Source organism: Acidimicrobiales bacterium (assembly GCA_041394185.1).
GTDB lineage: Bacteria > Actinomycetota > Acidimicrobiia > Acidimicrobiales > Poriferisodalaceae > JAAETH01.
In genome coordinates, this window is the sequence record JAWKIQ010000001.1 from 1,196,990 (window position 1) to 1,212,149 (window position 15,160).

A 15,160-nucleotide genomic window follows, 5' to 3' on the forward strand; every position below is an offset into this window, starting at 1 on the left:
GTCAGCTCAGCGCTTCGATGTCGGCGGGGTCCATGCCCACCTCGGCCAGCACCTCGGCGGTGTGTTGACCGACTCCCGGTGCCGGCCCGCGCACCTTCGAGGTGGCGGTGCGCATCCGAAACGGTGAGGCCACGGTGTCGAACGTGCCGTAGGTGGGGTGGTCGATGGGCTCGAAAGCGCCCGTGGCCCTGACCTGCGGGTCGTTGAGGGCCTCGACCGTGTCGTTGATGGGCGCCCAGGTGATGCGACCCGCGTCGAGCAGCTTGCCCCAGGCGGCCCGCGCCCTGGTGGCGAACTCGCGGTCCAGTTCGTTCATCAGCTCGGCGTTGCGCACAAAACGCCCCTTGGGGGTGTCGTAGGGCGCCTCGGCCAGATCGGGTCTGCGGATCGAGGCGCAGAAGCGATCCCACACGTTGGGGTTGGGGTTGGTGAGCTGTATCCATTTGCCGTCGGCGCACTTGAACGGCTCGACCATGGGGTTGACCGTTTCGCTGCGCAGCCGAGGATTGGCCGGCTTGGCGTCTGCGACGGCTGGCACCACGTCGATGGCCACTGTCCACATTGCGGTGCGCAGAAGGGTCGCCTCCACCACCTGGCCCTCGCCGGTGCGGTCGCGTGCGCGAAGGCCGGCCATCAAGGCCCCGAACAGCGACAGGCCAGACGTGTGGTCGCCCATTCCCGGCCGGAAACGGGCCGGCCCTTCGGGCCCGGGAATCGAACCCTGGATGCCGCTGCGAGCGAAGAACGCCGTGGTGTCATAGCCCAGGCGCGATGACTCGTCGCCTTCCTCGCCGTAGCCGCTGAACAGCCCGATGACCAGGTCTGGCTTGACGGCCAGGAAGTCGTCGACGTCGAGGCCGAAGCGCTTGCGGCGTTCGGGAACGAGGTTGGTGATGACGACATCGCAGGTGGTGGCGATGTGGCGAACGGCTGCCGCACCCTCGGGTGATCCCAGGTCGAGTGCCACCGAGCGCTTGCCACGGTTCATGAACTGGAACGAATGGTCGGGGTTCTGCTCGGGTGGCACCGCCGCCTGGCGCATCATCCCTCGGATGCTGTCGCCAGATGGCGCTTCGACCTTGATCACATCGGCCCCGAGGTCGGCCATGATCGCGCCGGCGGACGGCGCCGCGGCCCAGTTGGCGATCTCGAGAACCCTGATGTCGCCGAGCGGATCTGTACTCACTGTGGTTCCCCCTACGAAGCCATCGGCCCGGGCAACCATACGCGTTTTTGCGTCGAGGGATCTCATGGCCCAGGAGGTTGAGTACCCTTGGCGCCCGTAACGCAGGGGCACTGCCCCTCCCCCACTCCCAATGGAGTTCGTCATGACCCGCCGAATCGACATCGAGCTCACCAGCGACCGCGGTGACGGAACCTGGACCTGGCGTGCTGCCGGGGCCAAGCTGCCCAAGGGAACGGTAGAAACCAGCGCCCTCTACGACGGAGCCCAGGTTGGCGACGTGTGTCGCGCCGATGCCGATTTCGCCCTCGACGGTGTGTTCCTCGAGAACGTCCTGCCCCCCAAGGCTCGCTCGGGCCGCAAGCCAGACGAGACCATCGAGCTCATCGGCCGCAGCTTCGAGGGCGGTGTCACCACCACCTGGAAGGAGCGCAAGGGCGGCGACAAGGGCAAGGGCAAGGGTCGGGGCAGAGGTCGCGATCGCGATCGCGAAGGTGGCGGCCGCCCCGAGGGTGGCGAGAAATCCGAAGGCGGTCGCCGCGAACGTGGCGACCGGCGCCCGCGCCGCGAGCCGCGAGAAGCCCGCGAAGAGCGCCCGAAGCCCAAGCGCCTGCGCCCCGGCCGGGCTCATCGTCAGGCCTGGATCGATTCCTTGCCCGAAGAGCAGAAGGTCGTGGCCGAGCAGCTGTCGCGCGGCGGCCTTCAGGCCGTTCGTAAGGAAATCGATGTCCAGAACGAGAAGGCCAAGGCCGACGGCACCAACCCCATCGACGGTTCGGCGCTCGTAGCGCTTGCCGAGACCCTGATGCCCAAGCTGCGCGACGCAGAGTGGCGCGACCGCGCCGAGGCCGCGTTGGCAGACATCGACGAGATCGACCTTCGCGACCTGCGCAGCGTGGTTGCCGCCGAGTCGGCCCACGACAAGGAGAGCCGCGAGCTCGCCAACCAGCTGCGCGATGGGCTCAACGCCCGGGTAGAGCGGGCCCAAACCGAGTGGGTCGACGAGGTGGCATCCACCCTGGCCGACGGCCGGGTCGTGCGGGCCCTGCGCGTCAGCTCACGCTCGCCCAAGGCCGGGGCACGCCTTCCCGACGACTTGCTGCAGCGCCTGATCGAGGCCACCAATGCGTCGGTCACCGCCGAGACCGGCCAGCAGCGATTGGCCACGGTGCTCGACGCCGTGAGCCGTTCGGTGGTGCGCCCCCATTTCAAGCTCGAGCACGTGCCCGAGAAGCCCTCGGACGAACTGCTCGAGACGGTGCGCAAGGTCGCTTCGCAGCTGCCAGAGGTTGCCACCCAGTTCGGGGTGACACCGTCCAGGCGCCCGCGGCGCTCGAAGAAGCCACCGGCACCGCCCGCCCCGCCCGCACCTGAGGCTGCACCCGCACATGAGGCTGCACCCGCACCTGAGGCCGCACCCGCACCTGAGGCCGCGGCTGTCCCTGAAGCTGCACCCGCACCTGAGGCGCTGCCGGCCGCCGAGGCTCACGAAGCCCTGCCAGCAGCCGAAACCCACGAAGCCCTGCCAGCTGCCGAAGCGCCCGAGGCCGTCGAAGCCGTCGAAGCAGTCGAGACCGCCGAAGCGGTCGCTACTGCCGAGGCCGGCGAGGACGGTGGCGCTCAGGCAACAGCCGAAGAGGACAACACCTCAGAAGCGTGAGGCTCGTCCCACTCTGCCTTGCACTTGGTGCAACGGCATAGGTCGATCTTCTCGCTGGGCAGATACATCTTCTGCACGGTCGCGCCGCCTGCGTGGTCGCAACCTTGAATGCCTTGAACGCCGATCACGCTGTTTGCCTTCGGCCGCGGCGCTGTGTCACTTGAGTGATTGTGGCAACTCTCACAGCATTCCGGGCATCGACCTGCCAAGTGTGGCGTTGGTCGCGAAATGCGGAGGGGCGAGGCCCTCGGCCGTGAACAGTGCAATACAAGACTGCGCAGCGTCGCGTGCCTGGCCGGCAAGCCCCGCTCGGGTCAGCGCTGACACCAGGGCCCGATAGGCGGGCTCGTACAGAGGATCTGCGTCGATGGCACGTTGGGCCAACGCCGCGGCTTCGTCCGGCCGGTCGCGGGCGGTCAACAGCTCGCTGCAGCGGGTGGCGGCGGCCGTGAAGCTGATTCGATGACGCTCGCGCTCCTCGAAACCGATGTCGAAGTCGGTCGATTCGACCAGATAGTCGCCGCGATACAGGGCGCAGGCGCGCAAGTAGTTCTCGACCGCATCGCCCGGTGAGCCCTCTTTCTCAGCCCGAGCCGCCCTGGCGCGAAGGTCGTCGAAGACATCGGCGTCGATTCGCAACAGCCGCGATTGGGCCAACATCAAACACTCGTTGTCGCGCCTGACATGCCACGGCGCCTCGTTGGGGGCTCGATGGGGCTCGAGCAGCCTGTTCAGGTGATTGAGGTTCACACGCAGGTTGTTCAAGGCCTTGGGACGATCGAGAGTGGGCCACAGGAGGCCCAGGACGCGGCTGCGTTGTACCCGGCGCCCATCGACCAGGATGTGCAGCAGTTCCCTGACCCGGCGGCGCATCTGGGCCGACGTCGTCGAGGTCGCGCCGGTGCGCAGCACGGTTGGCCCCAACACCGACAGCTCGACGACCTCGGTTGGCCGCCGTGGCACACCGACCAGCAGCGCACCAGTCGATTGCGAAAGCGTCTCAGCGTGACGATCACCCACGAACGTGAGCGCCTTGTGTGGATCATGGCGAAGCTCGCTGAGCACTCCCCTGGCGGTCTCGTTGCCTGCGCTGAGGGCTGCCACGGCCAACTCGGCCAGGTGGGGCTCTATCGCCCAGGTTCTGAGCCGGTGGGGTTTGCTCCAATCGAGCGCGGCGGCAGGGGCCGTGTCGGAGTGTTCGCGCAGGGCCACCATCGCCCGGCCCACGTCGCGCGCCAGTCGCATCGCGGGGCCGCAGTCGTCTGCGTCCCAGTGGGGGCGCGAACGGGGCACCAACAGGTACACCAGGCCTGCGATGTTGTAGTAGACGTGACGGGTCAAGCCGTCGAAGGGGCCGCCGGCGGGCATGGTGTCATCGAGTATCCGGGCCGCCTTGGTTTCATCGCCGTCGAACGCTGCAAGTGTGGCCTCGGCTATCGACACCATGTGATGAGCCCAGGACGACTGGGCGAACCCCGCCGCGGCGTCGACGGCCTGTTCGAGCTGATGCCTTGCGTCCTCGGGCGAGCCACCAACCACGTTGTAGATGGCACAGGTGCACGCACCCTCGATGAACAGGTGAACGTGGCCCTGTTCCTTGATGGTCTCGACCAGCCGCCAGACGTCGTCGCGAGCCTTCTGGTCGAGGTCGCCCAGATAGAACCGCATGATCGATCGGTGACCGGCCGCCCGCGACCCGTGACGCCCGTGCAGGTCGCCGATCACCTGATCCAGCGCCTCCAGCGATGCCTGCGCGTGGCCCATCAGCCCCGGCAGCACCGCCCGGTAGTAGTGGCCGATCGTCTTGGTGGGTGCGTATCGCTCGAGCCAGCCCTCACACAGCAGGTCGAGGGCGGCCGAGTATGAATCGGAGGACATGTTGCGCCAGATGTCGATCAGGGCCAATACGGCGCGCCCGGCCACCAGGTCGGATCGAGCCAGCTGCTGCACCCGGTCGGCGATGCTTGCCAAGCCCGCGTTGTCGTCGCTTCGGTATTGAACCTCCGCCAGCCTCAGCAGCGCCTGCAGCTCCAGCTCGCAATCGCCCGCTTCGCGCGCCGCGGCCTGCGCGCTCTCGAGCATGGCCACCGACGCCGACGGCGTGGCGGCAAAGACCAGGTCGGCCCGTATCAGCTCGGTCTCGGGCAGCTTCTGCAGCTCGGCTGGCACGGCGGCCAGCATCTGGCGACGCTCGGACAGGCCATATCTGAGGGCGTAGTCGCAGGCGATTGGGCGCAACAGCTCGCGGGCGGCACCAACCCGGCCAGCCCGTGCGTACAGCGACAGGGCCGTCGGCAGCTGATCGCGGCCTCTCAGCTCGTCGGCCATGGTCGCCAGCACCTCGACCTCGACGTCGTGCGGAAGAGCAGGCAACAGCGTGGCCCACATGTCGTGAAGCACGATCGAGCCGTCGGCCGCGCGACTGGTCAGGGGCAGTCCGTCGGCCAGGTCCGCGGCCCTCGCGTCCGATCCGGTTACGGCACGCACCATGCGGTCGTCGAATCGGCCCAGCAATGCCAGCTTTGCGACCGCATCTAGTCGTTGCTCGCCCAGTGCGGCAAGAACCTCCTCAGCTATGTACTCGCGTTCGGCCGCGGTGCCGGCGCTGGCCCTCAGTTCCAAGAGGGCGGGCCAGCCGGTGTCGCCCAGGTCGCTGGGATCCACGCCGCGAATCGCCGCGAATCTGGCTATGGCCTCGCTGTCGAAGCTCAGGTCGTTCTCGTCGATCAGCACGGCTTCGCCGGTCGCCAACGATCGCCGGTACTTCAGAGGCGGCTCGCGCCGGCTGGACAACACCAGATGGCCGTTGGTGGGCAGCTCGCTCAGCAGGCGTTCGAGCATGCTCCCCAGCTCGTCCTGGTCGCGGTACGCATGCAGGTTGTCCATGACCAGCGCCACGTTCGTGGGAGCCAGCTGCCAAACAGCATCAGCAACGTCGGCTGCCAAGCCAATCGGTGTCCCGTGGCTCTCGGCCAGGGCCCAGAGCCGGTCTCGAAGCAATTCTGTGATGTTCGAGTGGGCGGCCGCCCTCCCGCCCAGGTCGAGCCACAGGTCGATGCCTGCGGAGGCCTCGGTTGTCAACGCCTGATGCAACAGGGTCGTCTTGCCAAACCCGGCGCCGGCGCGCAATACGGTGAGCCGCCGCAAAAACCTGCCGGCCAGTACCTCTGACAGATGATGTCTTTCTATGACTTCGACCGCAGGAGCGGCCGGCGCGAAGCGGCGCACATCTGAGGGATCGGCGGCCTGCATGTCGCCACGCTAGTTCGGCATCACAGCGCGCCCCTAGGGCTGTCTCCGATTCGTTAATGGTCGGTTAACGCCCACGCTGTCGGATAGCCCGATGGGCTGGGGCATCCGCCTCGCAATCACCAGGAGGCTGTGAAATGAAATTCTGCCGGCATGGCGCAAAGGGGCGCTTCAACAAACGGGTGGCCATCTCGGCGCTGGCGGTCGCATTGGTAGCTGCCGCGTGCGGCGGATCGGGCGACTCCGACGAAGGCGCCGACGACGCCGACGCGACCACGACCACCACCGAGGCAGCGACCACCACCACCCAACCGGCCACCACGACCTCGACGACCTCGACGACCACCGAGGCCACCACAACCACAACCGAAGCGCCGGTCGAAACCCTCGATGCCGGCATCGTGTGCGTCATGTCGAACAGCTCGCTCGACTGCTTGACCGACGATGGCTGGAGCACCTGGGACGCGTCCAACTCGGCGGTTCGGGGCAAGTTCCAAGCCATGGACGTGTGCCCCGACGGGCGGGTCGTAACCGAAGACTTCGACGAGCTGGCGGTGCTGGATGGCGACTCTTGGAGCACGATGGTGATCGACCCCGATCTCCAGGGGCCAGACCACATAGCGTGTGGCCGCGATGCGATCTGGCTGGGCGGATTCCAGTACGTCGGTTTCGTCGCCGATGGCGAATGGACGGTCTTCGAGGCCGAGGAAGTGTTGGGTGACACCGAGTTCGTCTCCAACATCAGCGATGTGCAGATCGGCCCCGACGGTGCGACGTGGGTCGCCACCGGGCGTTCGGTTGCCCGGTATCTCGACGGCGAGTGGACCGCATGGTGGGCCGACAACGGCTTCGACGACGACGTGTTCCCAAGCGCCATTGCATTCGACGACAACAGCCCGACGGTCTACGTGTCATCAGGATTCCGCGGCCTGCTGTCGTTCGACGGCACCGAATGGACGGCCACCGACCTCGACCTCAGCGGTGACGACGCCCTGGCGGTGTCCGACGGCGTCGTCTACGTCTCACAGTTCCAGGCGGGCGTGCGGGTGTTCGACAACGGCTTGGGCTCGGCCCTGGGCCCAGAGCAGGGCATGACGAGCATCGAGGTCAAAGACATCACCGTCGACTCCGACGGCCGGGTCTGGTTTGCGACCCAGGCCGGCCTGACCGTGCTCGACGGTGACGATCTCGTCGGGTACCGGATGGACAACTCAGACCTTTCCGACAACCGCACCCATTTGGTGGCAACTGCCGGCCCGGGTGTGGCCCTGCCCGAGCCCCAGGAAGAACCTCTCGCCGGCATGGCCGGTGTGTTCCTCGACGCCACGGGCTCGCCATTGGTAGGCGCGCCGGTAGAGATCTGCCTGGACGCCATCGACGACAACCGCACCACACCCTGCACCGGCCAGGCCGTCGTGTTCGAGACCACCACCGACTCGTCTGGGCGGTTCGAGTTCACCGAGGTGCCCGCCGGGCGCTACTCGCTCGGTGTACAACGCCCGACAGGACGCTGGACCTACTTCGTCGACGGAGTGATCTCGAACAACTACGAGGCCACACAGGACCAGATCAACGAACTGGGCGCATTCAGCCTGTCGGCAGAAGAGGAAGCAGAAGACGGCTGAGCCCGACCCGGGCTCAGCTCAGCTGATCGAGAACCCCGTGCTCGGCCATGAACTCGAACATGCCTGCCACCAGGGGCAGGTTTGTGAGGTCGGCCGCGCTGAACCAGCCTGCGTCGGCCGCATCGTCGCCGGGCACGGGTTCGATCGTTCCCACGACCTCGACGTCGAAGTCGAGGATCACGAAGTGATAGCCGGGGCCGACGCGCTCGACCCAACCCCGCAATGGCCCACACCGCACCGCCAGCCCGGTCTCCTCGGCGAGTTCCCTGACTACGGCCTCGGCCATGGTCTCGCCCACCTCGACCTTGCCGCCAGGGAACGCCCAAAGCCCACGTCCGGGATCCTTGCCCCGCTGCACCAGCAGCACGCGGCCCCGGTGCACGGCAATGCCGCCCACGCCGAGGGTGGGTGACGGGTTCATAACAGTGGTCGGTGCACCACGAGCAGCCGGGCCTTGAACCCGAAACTCTCGAAGAAGTTCTTGGTGGCCCGGTTCCCGGGCAGCGCGTGGGCGTCGATGCCTATGCACTGTCGTTGCCGACACCACTCGACGGCCAACTCGACCATGGCCTCGCCCAACCCGACCTCGCGGGCTTCGGGTTCGACAAAGATGTCGTCGATGACCCCCAACGCGTCGCCCGAGCGCAGGTGTTCAGCCCGCACAGCCAGGTAGCCCAGGACCACCTCGTCGATACAGGCGACGAACACCTCGGCGTCGGGATCGGAGATCGCCTCGCGCAAGCTCAGCTCATAGGGCGCAGATCGGGTCTCGCGGACCGCCAATATCGACCCGCCGCGGGCGTCGCGCTGTTCGTCAAGGCCGTCGCGGGCCAGCGCCACTATCGAGTCGATGTCGGCGAGCGTCGCCACACGGGCGTCAGCCATCTCGGCCGTCGAGCTGATCGAGCTTGCCCAGTACCGTTCGACGGCCCTTGTGGGAGGCTTCGTAGCTCCTCACCGCTGCCCTCTCGGTGTCGGACAGGTCGACCAGGCGGCCGATGATGTCGACCGCTGTCATGGCGTCGTAACCGCCGAAGGGCTCGCCCGACTGGGTGTCGACTACGTCGTCGGCGGGGGCAGGTGACTCGGCAGGCTGTGCCGATTCGGCGCTGGTCTGCTCGCGCAGGCCCGCCAACATGTCTTCGAGCTTCTTGCGGCCTGCCGTGACCGCCATCTCGCCGATCAGGCGGGCGGCCGGAGCCTGATTGCCCAGCCTCTGCCTGCCCTTGTCGGCCAGGTCGGGAAGGCGGTCACACATCTCGAGGGCCAGGCCCACCGGGGCGTAGAGAAACACATCGAGCAGTTGCTCGGCCGAATTGCGCTCTGTCGTCACCCCTAAAGGATGGCCGTCCGGCGTCTGGTTACCAACCAGGGGCTGGTTGCAGGTTCGCTGCAGTTACGAGCTGCGGCGGGCTTCGGTGCGTGCCTCGGCGTCCGAGCGGCCCTGGTCGCCGGCCGACATGTCCATGAACTTGAACAGCGAAGCCATGGCCCTGTGGCCCGCCACATCGGAGATCTGGCGGTACATCTCTTGGGCGACACGCCTGTAGGCAGGATGCCCCTGGGGTGCCGAGCGAAGCTCCAGCATGTGCATGGCTTCCCGCACGTTCAGCTGCATGACATAACGCACCCTGAACGCCATCGACACCGCGTAAGGCGCCTGGCGCGGATACTCGGCCATCAGGTCTTCGTACAGTGCTGCCGAGCGGTCCATGACCCGGTCGAACAGGTCGTCTGCTCCGGCGGCCTCTACCGCTGCAGGCCGAACATATCCGTGCAGGGGCGAGAGATCTTGCCACTCGACGGTCAGCATCCGGTGGCGTTGCAGATCGCGGAACGCGCCGTAGTCGCTGAGCACGTCAAAGCGATAGAAGGTGCGCTCGAGGGCCCGGCCGGGCTTGTGGCGGCGGTTGCCACGTTCGCCCGCATAGGCGCGCACCACGTTCATTCGTTCATCGGCCGTCATCTGCTCGACGCGGGCCATGAGGGTGGCCTCTGGCAGATGCGTGTCGGGGTAAAGCATGGCGGCGATGACCTTGTTCTCGCCGTCGGGATCCCAGTCGACCAGGTGCACGCCGGGGCTGCCGTCGACCATGTCGTGACCCGACTGGTCGATCAGCTCGGCGGCGATGTCTTCCATCGCCGATCGGGTGTTTGCCATGTAGGCCGACCAGGCACCGCCGCGGTCGGCGACGTCGACACGCCGCAGGAACGAAGGAATCACCTTGCGCAGCTCGGTCAGCATCATGTCTGCGTACTGGCGGGCCTCGGGCAATGGATGGGCCCTCATCCGCAGCAGAAGGGCCTCGTAGCCCTGACCGGTGCCATAGATGCCCACGTTCGATATCGAGGCCGCGGGAAGCATCCCCCGCACCGCGTCGAAGCTCATGGCCCTGATGGTTTGGCGATGCACGAAGTCGCTCTCGCCATCGGACTTGGGCCGCGACGCCTTGAAATGGTCTTGCAGCAGCGGCAGGGCGTGGGCATAAGACTCGAACATGCGGTCCATGTCGCCGACGTACCTGGTGCCCATCGACGACGCCAACAGATCGGGGTCGCGGAAGTAGCGATAGCGGCCCTCGATACGAGTGTCGTATGCCAGATAGCGCGTCGATTGTTCGAGGTACGACATCAGCCGACCCCATTCGAGCACCTTCGTCAGCAGGTTCGAGGCCTGTTCGCACGCCAGGTGAACTCCACCCAGCTGGGCGACCGAGTCGTCGCCGTATTCGAAGAACACCTTCTGATACAGCTCGTCGGCACGCTCGAGGCCCACGGTGGCGTCGATGGTCGAGTCGCCGGTGACGTCCAGATCGAGCACGAACTCGTCCAGGAACAGGCGCCTCAGGCTCTTGTGGGTTCGCGAATACCTGGCGAACAAGGCGCCCTTGACCACCTCGGGCAGGTTCACGAGGGCGAAAACCGGCTGGTCGAGGTTGGTGAAGTAACGCCTCAGAATGTCCTGTTCTTCGACCGTGAAGGTCTCGGTTGCGTACCCGTGCACGGACAGTGATGGTACGAGAGAAACAGACGATGGTCGTGGACCCGCCTAGGCGGTCAGACCACCACTGTGAGCGCGTCGGGGAGAACGGTGAGACCCACCCTGCGGGTGCGGGCTACACGTTCGCCGTCGAGATACAGGTCGGCGGCGCGGTCGAGCTCGATCTCGATGTTCTTGACCCGGCGCACCGATATTGCGGGGTGGGGCACGTGGCGTCCTGTCGGCAGGCGGCGCCACGCTCTCCACCGCTGTACGACGTCCATGCTGACGTCGTACACGTCGACCCGCCCGTCGTTGGGGTGGGTTCGCGTGCCCACGTCCCAGTTGCCCAGGAACTCGGCGTTCATGGCCCCGACGACGCGCCCGTACCACCACGAGCGCCGCAACACCAGGTGGGCCACGAACCAGGTGACCGAACCGTCGAAATCGACCCGCACCACGTCTATGGGAGCTACCAGGGCTTGGGTGTGCAACCGGTCGAGGCCACCTCCGGGCGATCCGCAGGTACGCCACAGGTCTCCCCCGGTGAGGCCGACCTGGCCTGGCATGTCGCCGCCGTGCGACAGTGCGCTCACCACCAGTTCGCGTAGCTCGGCGTCGGTCGCGCACACCGGGGACCCCTCGGCCAGCACCCCCTGGTGACCCCAGGCCGCCCCCTTCTCGATGGTCATCGAGGGTTTCGCCGGTTCACAGGGCTTCGCCTTCGCTGAGGCGGGTCGCGGCAGACACCAGCCCGCGGTCGATGTCGTCGATGGCCTTGCGCGCCGCTTCGGCGGTCTCTGGCAGCGGAGCGATGGCTGCGATCTGGCGCAACAGGTCGACCAGCTGGCGGATCTGACGAACAAAGTCGCCGCCAGACAGCTCCTCTTCGGCCAACAGTTCGCCGACGTCGATGCCGAGGGCCCAGGCGTGGGCCGCGGCCAAGAACCCGGCGTCGGGGTCTGGGGTCTCGGTGATGCCGTTTCGGTGCTCGGCGGCCGCCAACGACCTGGAGATGCCCCTCAGTTCGCCGACCCGCCCCTTGGTGACATCGTCGGGAAACCATGGTGTGGGGCCCGGCCCACCACCCCGCCGCTCGAAGGTGATGGCCGAGGCGACGCCGGCCAGGCGGGCCGGGTCGAGCCCGTCGAAGACCCCTGCTGCGACCGCCTCTGTGATCCACAGGTCGTGCTCGTGAAACACCTTGCGAAGCAGCCTTCCCTTGGGCGTCAGCGACCAGCCATCGACACAATCGCGTTCGCGCAGCACCGCTACGACAGCCCTGAAGGCCTGCCCCAGGCCGTCGGCCGCGTTCTCGAGCCTGCGTTCTATGCGCTCACACGTGCGCACGGCACGGAGGTGGCGGTTGTGGTCTGCGGCCCATTCGTTCAGCTGCTGGTCGTCGAGACCACCCCGGTCTTGGGTCTGTTCGGGGGCTTCTGAGCTCTGAGCCTTCAAGATCTTCTCGGCGTTGCGAAGCTGGGCGGCCGCCTCTTTTTGGAACTCGCGTCGGGCCGGCTGGTATGGGGTGGGCAGGCTCACCCGTTCGACGACCTTTGCCGGCTGGTCGAAGTCGGGGCTGGCAACCATCATCGACTTGCCCCGCGTCGTCACCACCCGGAGGCGGCTCCCGCCGTGCCGGCGCTGCGACACCCCCAGCACCAGCAGCAGATCGACACTGCCGTCGCGAGTTCGCTCGACAACGTCACCGGGGCGGCACCTCGAAAGCGACCGGTCGATCTCGTGAGGGTCTGCTTTGACGACCTCGGCCGCGCGCTGTGGGCGTCCGGTGGGCGACGGCGGCGGGCCGGTGCGACCCCACCGCTCGATCATCGCTGCCTCCAGCTCGGCCTGGCGATCCTTGGCCCGGCCCAGCTCGCCGGTCAGGCGAACAATGCTGCGGTCGCTTTGGAACTGCGCGAACGAACGCTGTAGCAGGTCGACCGCGCCCTCTTCGGTTCGGGTCGCGACAAGGTTGGCTGCCATGTTGTAGGTGGGCCGAAAGACCGATCGCAGCGAGAACTCCTTGCTGCCTGCCAGCGCGGCGACCTGGTCGAACTCGACGTAGGGGCTCCACAGTGTGTACGCGTAGCCGATGTCGTCGATGCCCCGCCGGCCCGCCCTGCCCGTCAGCTGGGCATAGTCGGCCGGAGTCAACATCACGTGCCCCTCGCCACGGAACCGGCTGAGTTGCTCGATCACCACCGACCGGGCCGGCATGTTGATGCCAAGCGCCAGCGTCTCGGTCGCGAACACCACCTGCAGCAGGCCCAGCGAGAAACACTCCTCGACCGCTTCTTTGAACGGCGGCACCAGGCCCGCGTGGTGCGATGCGACCCCAGCCTGCAAACCGGCCAGGAAGTTCCGGTACCCGAGCGCCTTCAGGTCTTGATCGGTCAGTTCGCTGGTGTGGTGTGCGGCTATTGCGGCGACTCGGGCTTGTTCGGTCGCGTCGAGGAACTCGATGCCAGCGTGCAGGCACTGCTGCACGGCGTCGTCACAGCCCTGACGGCTGAAGATGAAGAAGATCGCGGGCAGACGATCTTGCTGATGCAGATGTTCGACCACCTCGTTGCGACGGGGCCTGGCCAAACGCCTGCGCCCCCTGGCGCGTGGCCCGCTGGCATGCTTGGCCAGATACCTGGCGGTGTGACGATCTGGGTCTGGCCCGCGCAGCACCCGCATGTCGACCAGCTTGTGCTCGGCGCGGTCGGCCACGAGAAAGCGTTGGTGCAACACCACAGGCCGCGTGGTCTCGACGATGCACTCACAGTCGCCGCGCACGGTGGCGATCCACTCGGCCAGTTCTTGCGCGTTCGAAACGGTCGCCGACAGTGCCACCAGCCTGGCCTGCTGGGGGGTTTGGATGATCACCTCTTCCCAGACGGGGCCGCGGTAGGTGTCCTGCAAATAGTGCACCTCGTCCAGCACCACCACGCCCAGGTCGCTCAGCGCCCCCGAACCGGCGTAGATCATGTTGCGCAGCACTTCGGTGGTCATCACGATGATGTCGGCGTCGGGCCTGATCACGTTGTCGCCGGTCAGCAGGCCCACACGTTCAGAGCCGAGCCAGCCGCACAGGTCGTTGAACTTCTGGTTCGAGAGTGCCTTGATCGGTGTGGTGTAGAACACGCGCTGACCGGCCTCGAGCGCAACCGAAATGGCGTACTCGGCCACCAGGGTCTTGCCAGAGCTGGTCGGGGCTGCGACCAGCACCGAACGCTCATCGTCGATGGCGTCGAAGGCGGCCAGCTGGAAGTCGTCGGGCGTGAAACCGAGCCGGCCGAGGAACGCCTCGCGCACCTTGGTCACGTGTTCTTGCGCCCGCCGAGCCAGCGCGGCAACCGGTCGCGCAGCGCCGGCGGCGGGTCTTCGCGGCGGTTGCGCGTCAGGAACCAGCCGACCACGATGCTGGCCTCATAGAAGATGTACAGCGGAACCGACAGTGCGCTGAGGGTCCACGGGTCGCCCGTGGGGGTTATTACCGCCGCCAACACCACGATGGCGACTATCGCGTGGCGCCGGAATCGGGCCAGCGTTCGGGGCTGCACCACACCGGCGAGCTGCATGAAGATCATCAGGATCGGAAACTCGAACCCGACGCCGAAGCTGAGCATCAGGAAGGTGATGATGTCGAAGTATTCGGCCGGCCCGAACAGCGGATCGATGTTGTCGCCGCCGACGTCCACGAAGAACTGGAGTGCTCGGGGGAACGTCCAGTAGCCCAGAGCAACGCCCGATGCGAACAGGATCAATGCCGCGGTCACGAAGGGTATGGCCCAGCGTTTTTCGTTGGGTTTCAGGGCGGGTGTGACGAAGCGCCACAGTTGCCACAACACCACGGGCATCGCCAGGGCCAGACCGCCAAAGAAGCCCACCTTCAGTCGCACCCGCAAACCCTCGACCGGATCGCGGATGAACAGGCTGCAGTCGGCGTCGGGTCTGATGTCGGCCAACACATCGCAGTAGGGCTCGATGAAGAAGTTCGAGATCGGGTCCCACATGGCGATCACCACGGCGGCACCAACCGCAATGGCCAGCAACGATCGAATCAGGCGGGTCCGCAGTTCGGCCAGATGTTCCCAGAAGGTCATCTCGCCGGCCTTGCGCTGGGCGGGCGATCGGGCTGCCGTCATGCGTCCTCGGGAGCGTCTAGATCCTCGTCGGCAGGGCGGTAGCTCTGGTTCGACTTGGGCAGCGTGCCATCGAAGTCGTCCTGGTCGTCGCTACCGCCCGTGCTCTTCACCTCTGCACGGCCCGAAACGGTGTCGGCGGTGCTGGTGAACATGCCGGTGGTCTCGCTGACGACCGAGTTGATCTCGTTTTGGACCGACGACGAGATCTTCTTGAACTCTCTGTAGGCCGACCCCAGCCGCCGCATCGCATCGGGGAGCTGGTTTGGGCCCAGCACGATGAGCGCCACCAACAAGACGACGATGATCTCTGTGCTGGAAACGCTCATC

General features: G+C 66.6%; 12 protein-coding genes. 2 read left to right on the forward strand and 10 right to left on the reverse strand.

Features of this window, described 5'->3' with window-relative positions:
- Position 1: 1 nt before the first annotated feature.
- Complete coding sequence (locus R2770_05600) at positions 2 to 1,186, reverse strand: CoA transferase (protein MEZ5279926.1); 1,185 nt, start codon at positions 1,184 to 1,186, stop codon at positions 2 to 4.
- A 142-nt stretch (positions 1,187 to 1,328) separates the two neighbouring features.
- Here R2770_05600 and R2770_05605 point away from each other — a divergent pair, with 142 nt between their 5' ends.
- A complete protein-coding gene (locus R2770_05605; GenBank protein ID MEZ5279927.1) occupies positions 1,329 to 2,843 on the forward strand; it encodes a hypothetical protein in 1,515 nt (504 codons plus the stop codon).
- Positions 2,844 to 3,023: 180 nt separating this feature from the next.
- Here R2770_05605 and R2770_05610 read toward each other — a convergent pair whose 3' ends face one another.
- Positions 3,024 to 6,095, reverse strand: coding sequence for a BTAD domain-containing putative transcriptional regulator (locus tag R2770_05610; GenBank protein ID MEZ5279928.1), 3,072 nt, complete (start codon positions 6,093 to 6,095; stop codon positions 3,024 to 3,026).
- Positions 6,096 to 6,229: 134 nt separating this feature from the next.
- Between R2770_05610 and R2770_05615 the strand changes: the two genes are divergently transcribed.
- Positions 6,230 to 7,717, forward strand: a complete 1,488-nt coding sequence (locus R2770_05615) for a two-component regulator propeller domain-containing protein (GenBank protein MEZ5279929.1) — start codon at positions 6,230 to 6,232, stop codon at positions 7,715 to 7,717.
- 13 nt (positions 7,718 to 7,730) lie between these two features.
- Here the strand turns inward: R2770_05615 and R2770_05620 are convergent, their stop codons facing one another.
- From R2770_05620 to R2770_05655, 8 genes are all read right to left on the reverse strand, one after another.
- On the reverse strand, positions 7,731 to 8,138 hold the full coding sequence (locus R2770_05620) for an NUDIX hydrolase (GenBank protein MEZ5279930.1): 408 nt from the start codon (positions 8,136 to 8,138) through the stop codon (positions 7,731 to 7,733).
- A complete protein-coding gene (locus tag R2770_05625; GenBank protein ID MEZ5279931.1) occupies positions 8,135 to 8,602 on the reverse strand; it encodes a GNAT family N-acetyltransferase in 468 nt (155 codons plus the stop codon). The genes R2770_05620 and R2770_05625 overlap by 4 nt, the downstream gene beginning before the upstream one ends.
- The gene (locus R2770_05630) at positions 8,595 to 9,050 is read right to left on the reverse strand and encodes a hypothetical protein (protein ID MEZ5279932.1); all 456 of its coding nucleotides are present in this window, start codon (positions 9,048 to 9,050) and stop codon (positions 8,595 to 8,597) included. Before R2770_05630 ends, R2770_05625 begins: the two co-directional genes overlap by 8 nt.
- A gap of 63 nt (positions 9,051 to 9,113) precedes the next feature.
- Positions 9,114 to 10,721 carry an FAD-dependent thymidylate synthase gene (locus tag R2770_05635; protein ID MEZ5279933.1) on the reverse strand — a complete coding sequence of 536 codons (1,608 nt, stop codon included), beginning with the start codon at positions 10,719 to 10,721 and terminating at the stop codon, positions 9,114 to 9,116.
- 53 nt (positions 10,722 to 10,774) lie between these two features.
- Complete coding sequence (locus R2770_05640; GenBank protein MEZ5279934.1) at positions 10,775 to 11,389, reverse strand: hypothetical protein; 615 nt, start codon at positions 11,387 to 11,389, stop codon at positions 10,775 to 10,777.
- Between the two features lie 16 nt (positions 11,390 to 11,405).
- The gene (locus R2770_05645; protein MEZ5279935.1) at positions 11,406 to 14,009 is read right to left on the reverse strand and encodes a DEAD/DEAH box helicase; all 2,604 of its coding nucleotides are present in this window, start codon (positions 14,007 to 14,009) and stop codon (positions 11,406 to 11,408) included.
- On the reverse strand, positions 14,006 to 14,833 hold the full coding sequence (gene tatC, locus R2770_05650) for a twin-arginine translocase subunit TatC (protein MEZ5279936.1): 828 nt from the start codon (positions 14,831 to 14,833) through the stop codon (positions 14,006 to 14,008). The genes R2770_05645 and tatC overlap by 4 nt, the downstream gene beginning before the upstream one ends.
- Entirely contained in the window at positions 14,830 to 15,159 is a 330-nt protein-coding gene (locus R2770_05655; protein MEZ5279937.1) for a twin-arginine translocase TatA/TatE family subunit, read from the reverse strand. Before R2770_05655 ends, tatC begins: the two co-directional genes overlap by 4 nt.
- Position 15,160: the final 1 nt, after the last annotated feature.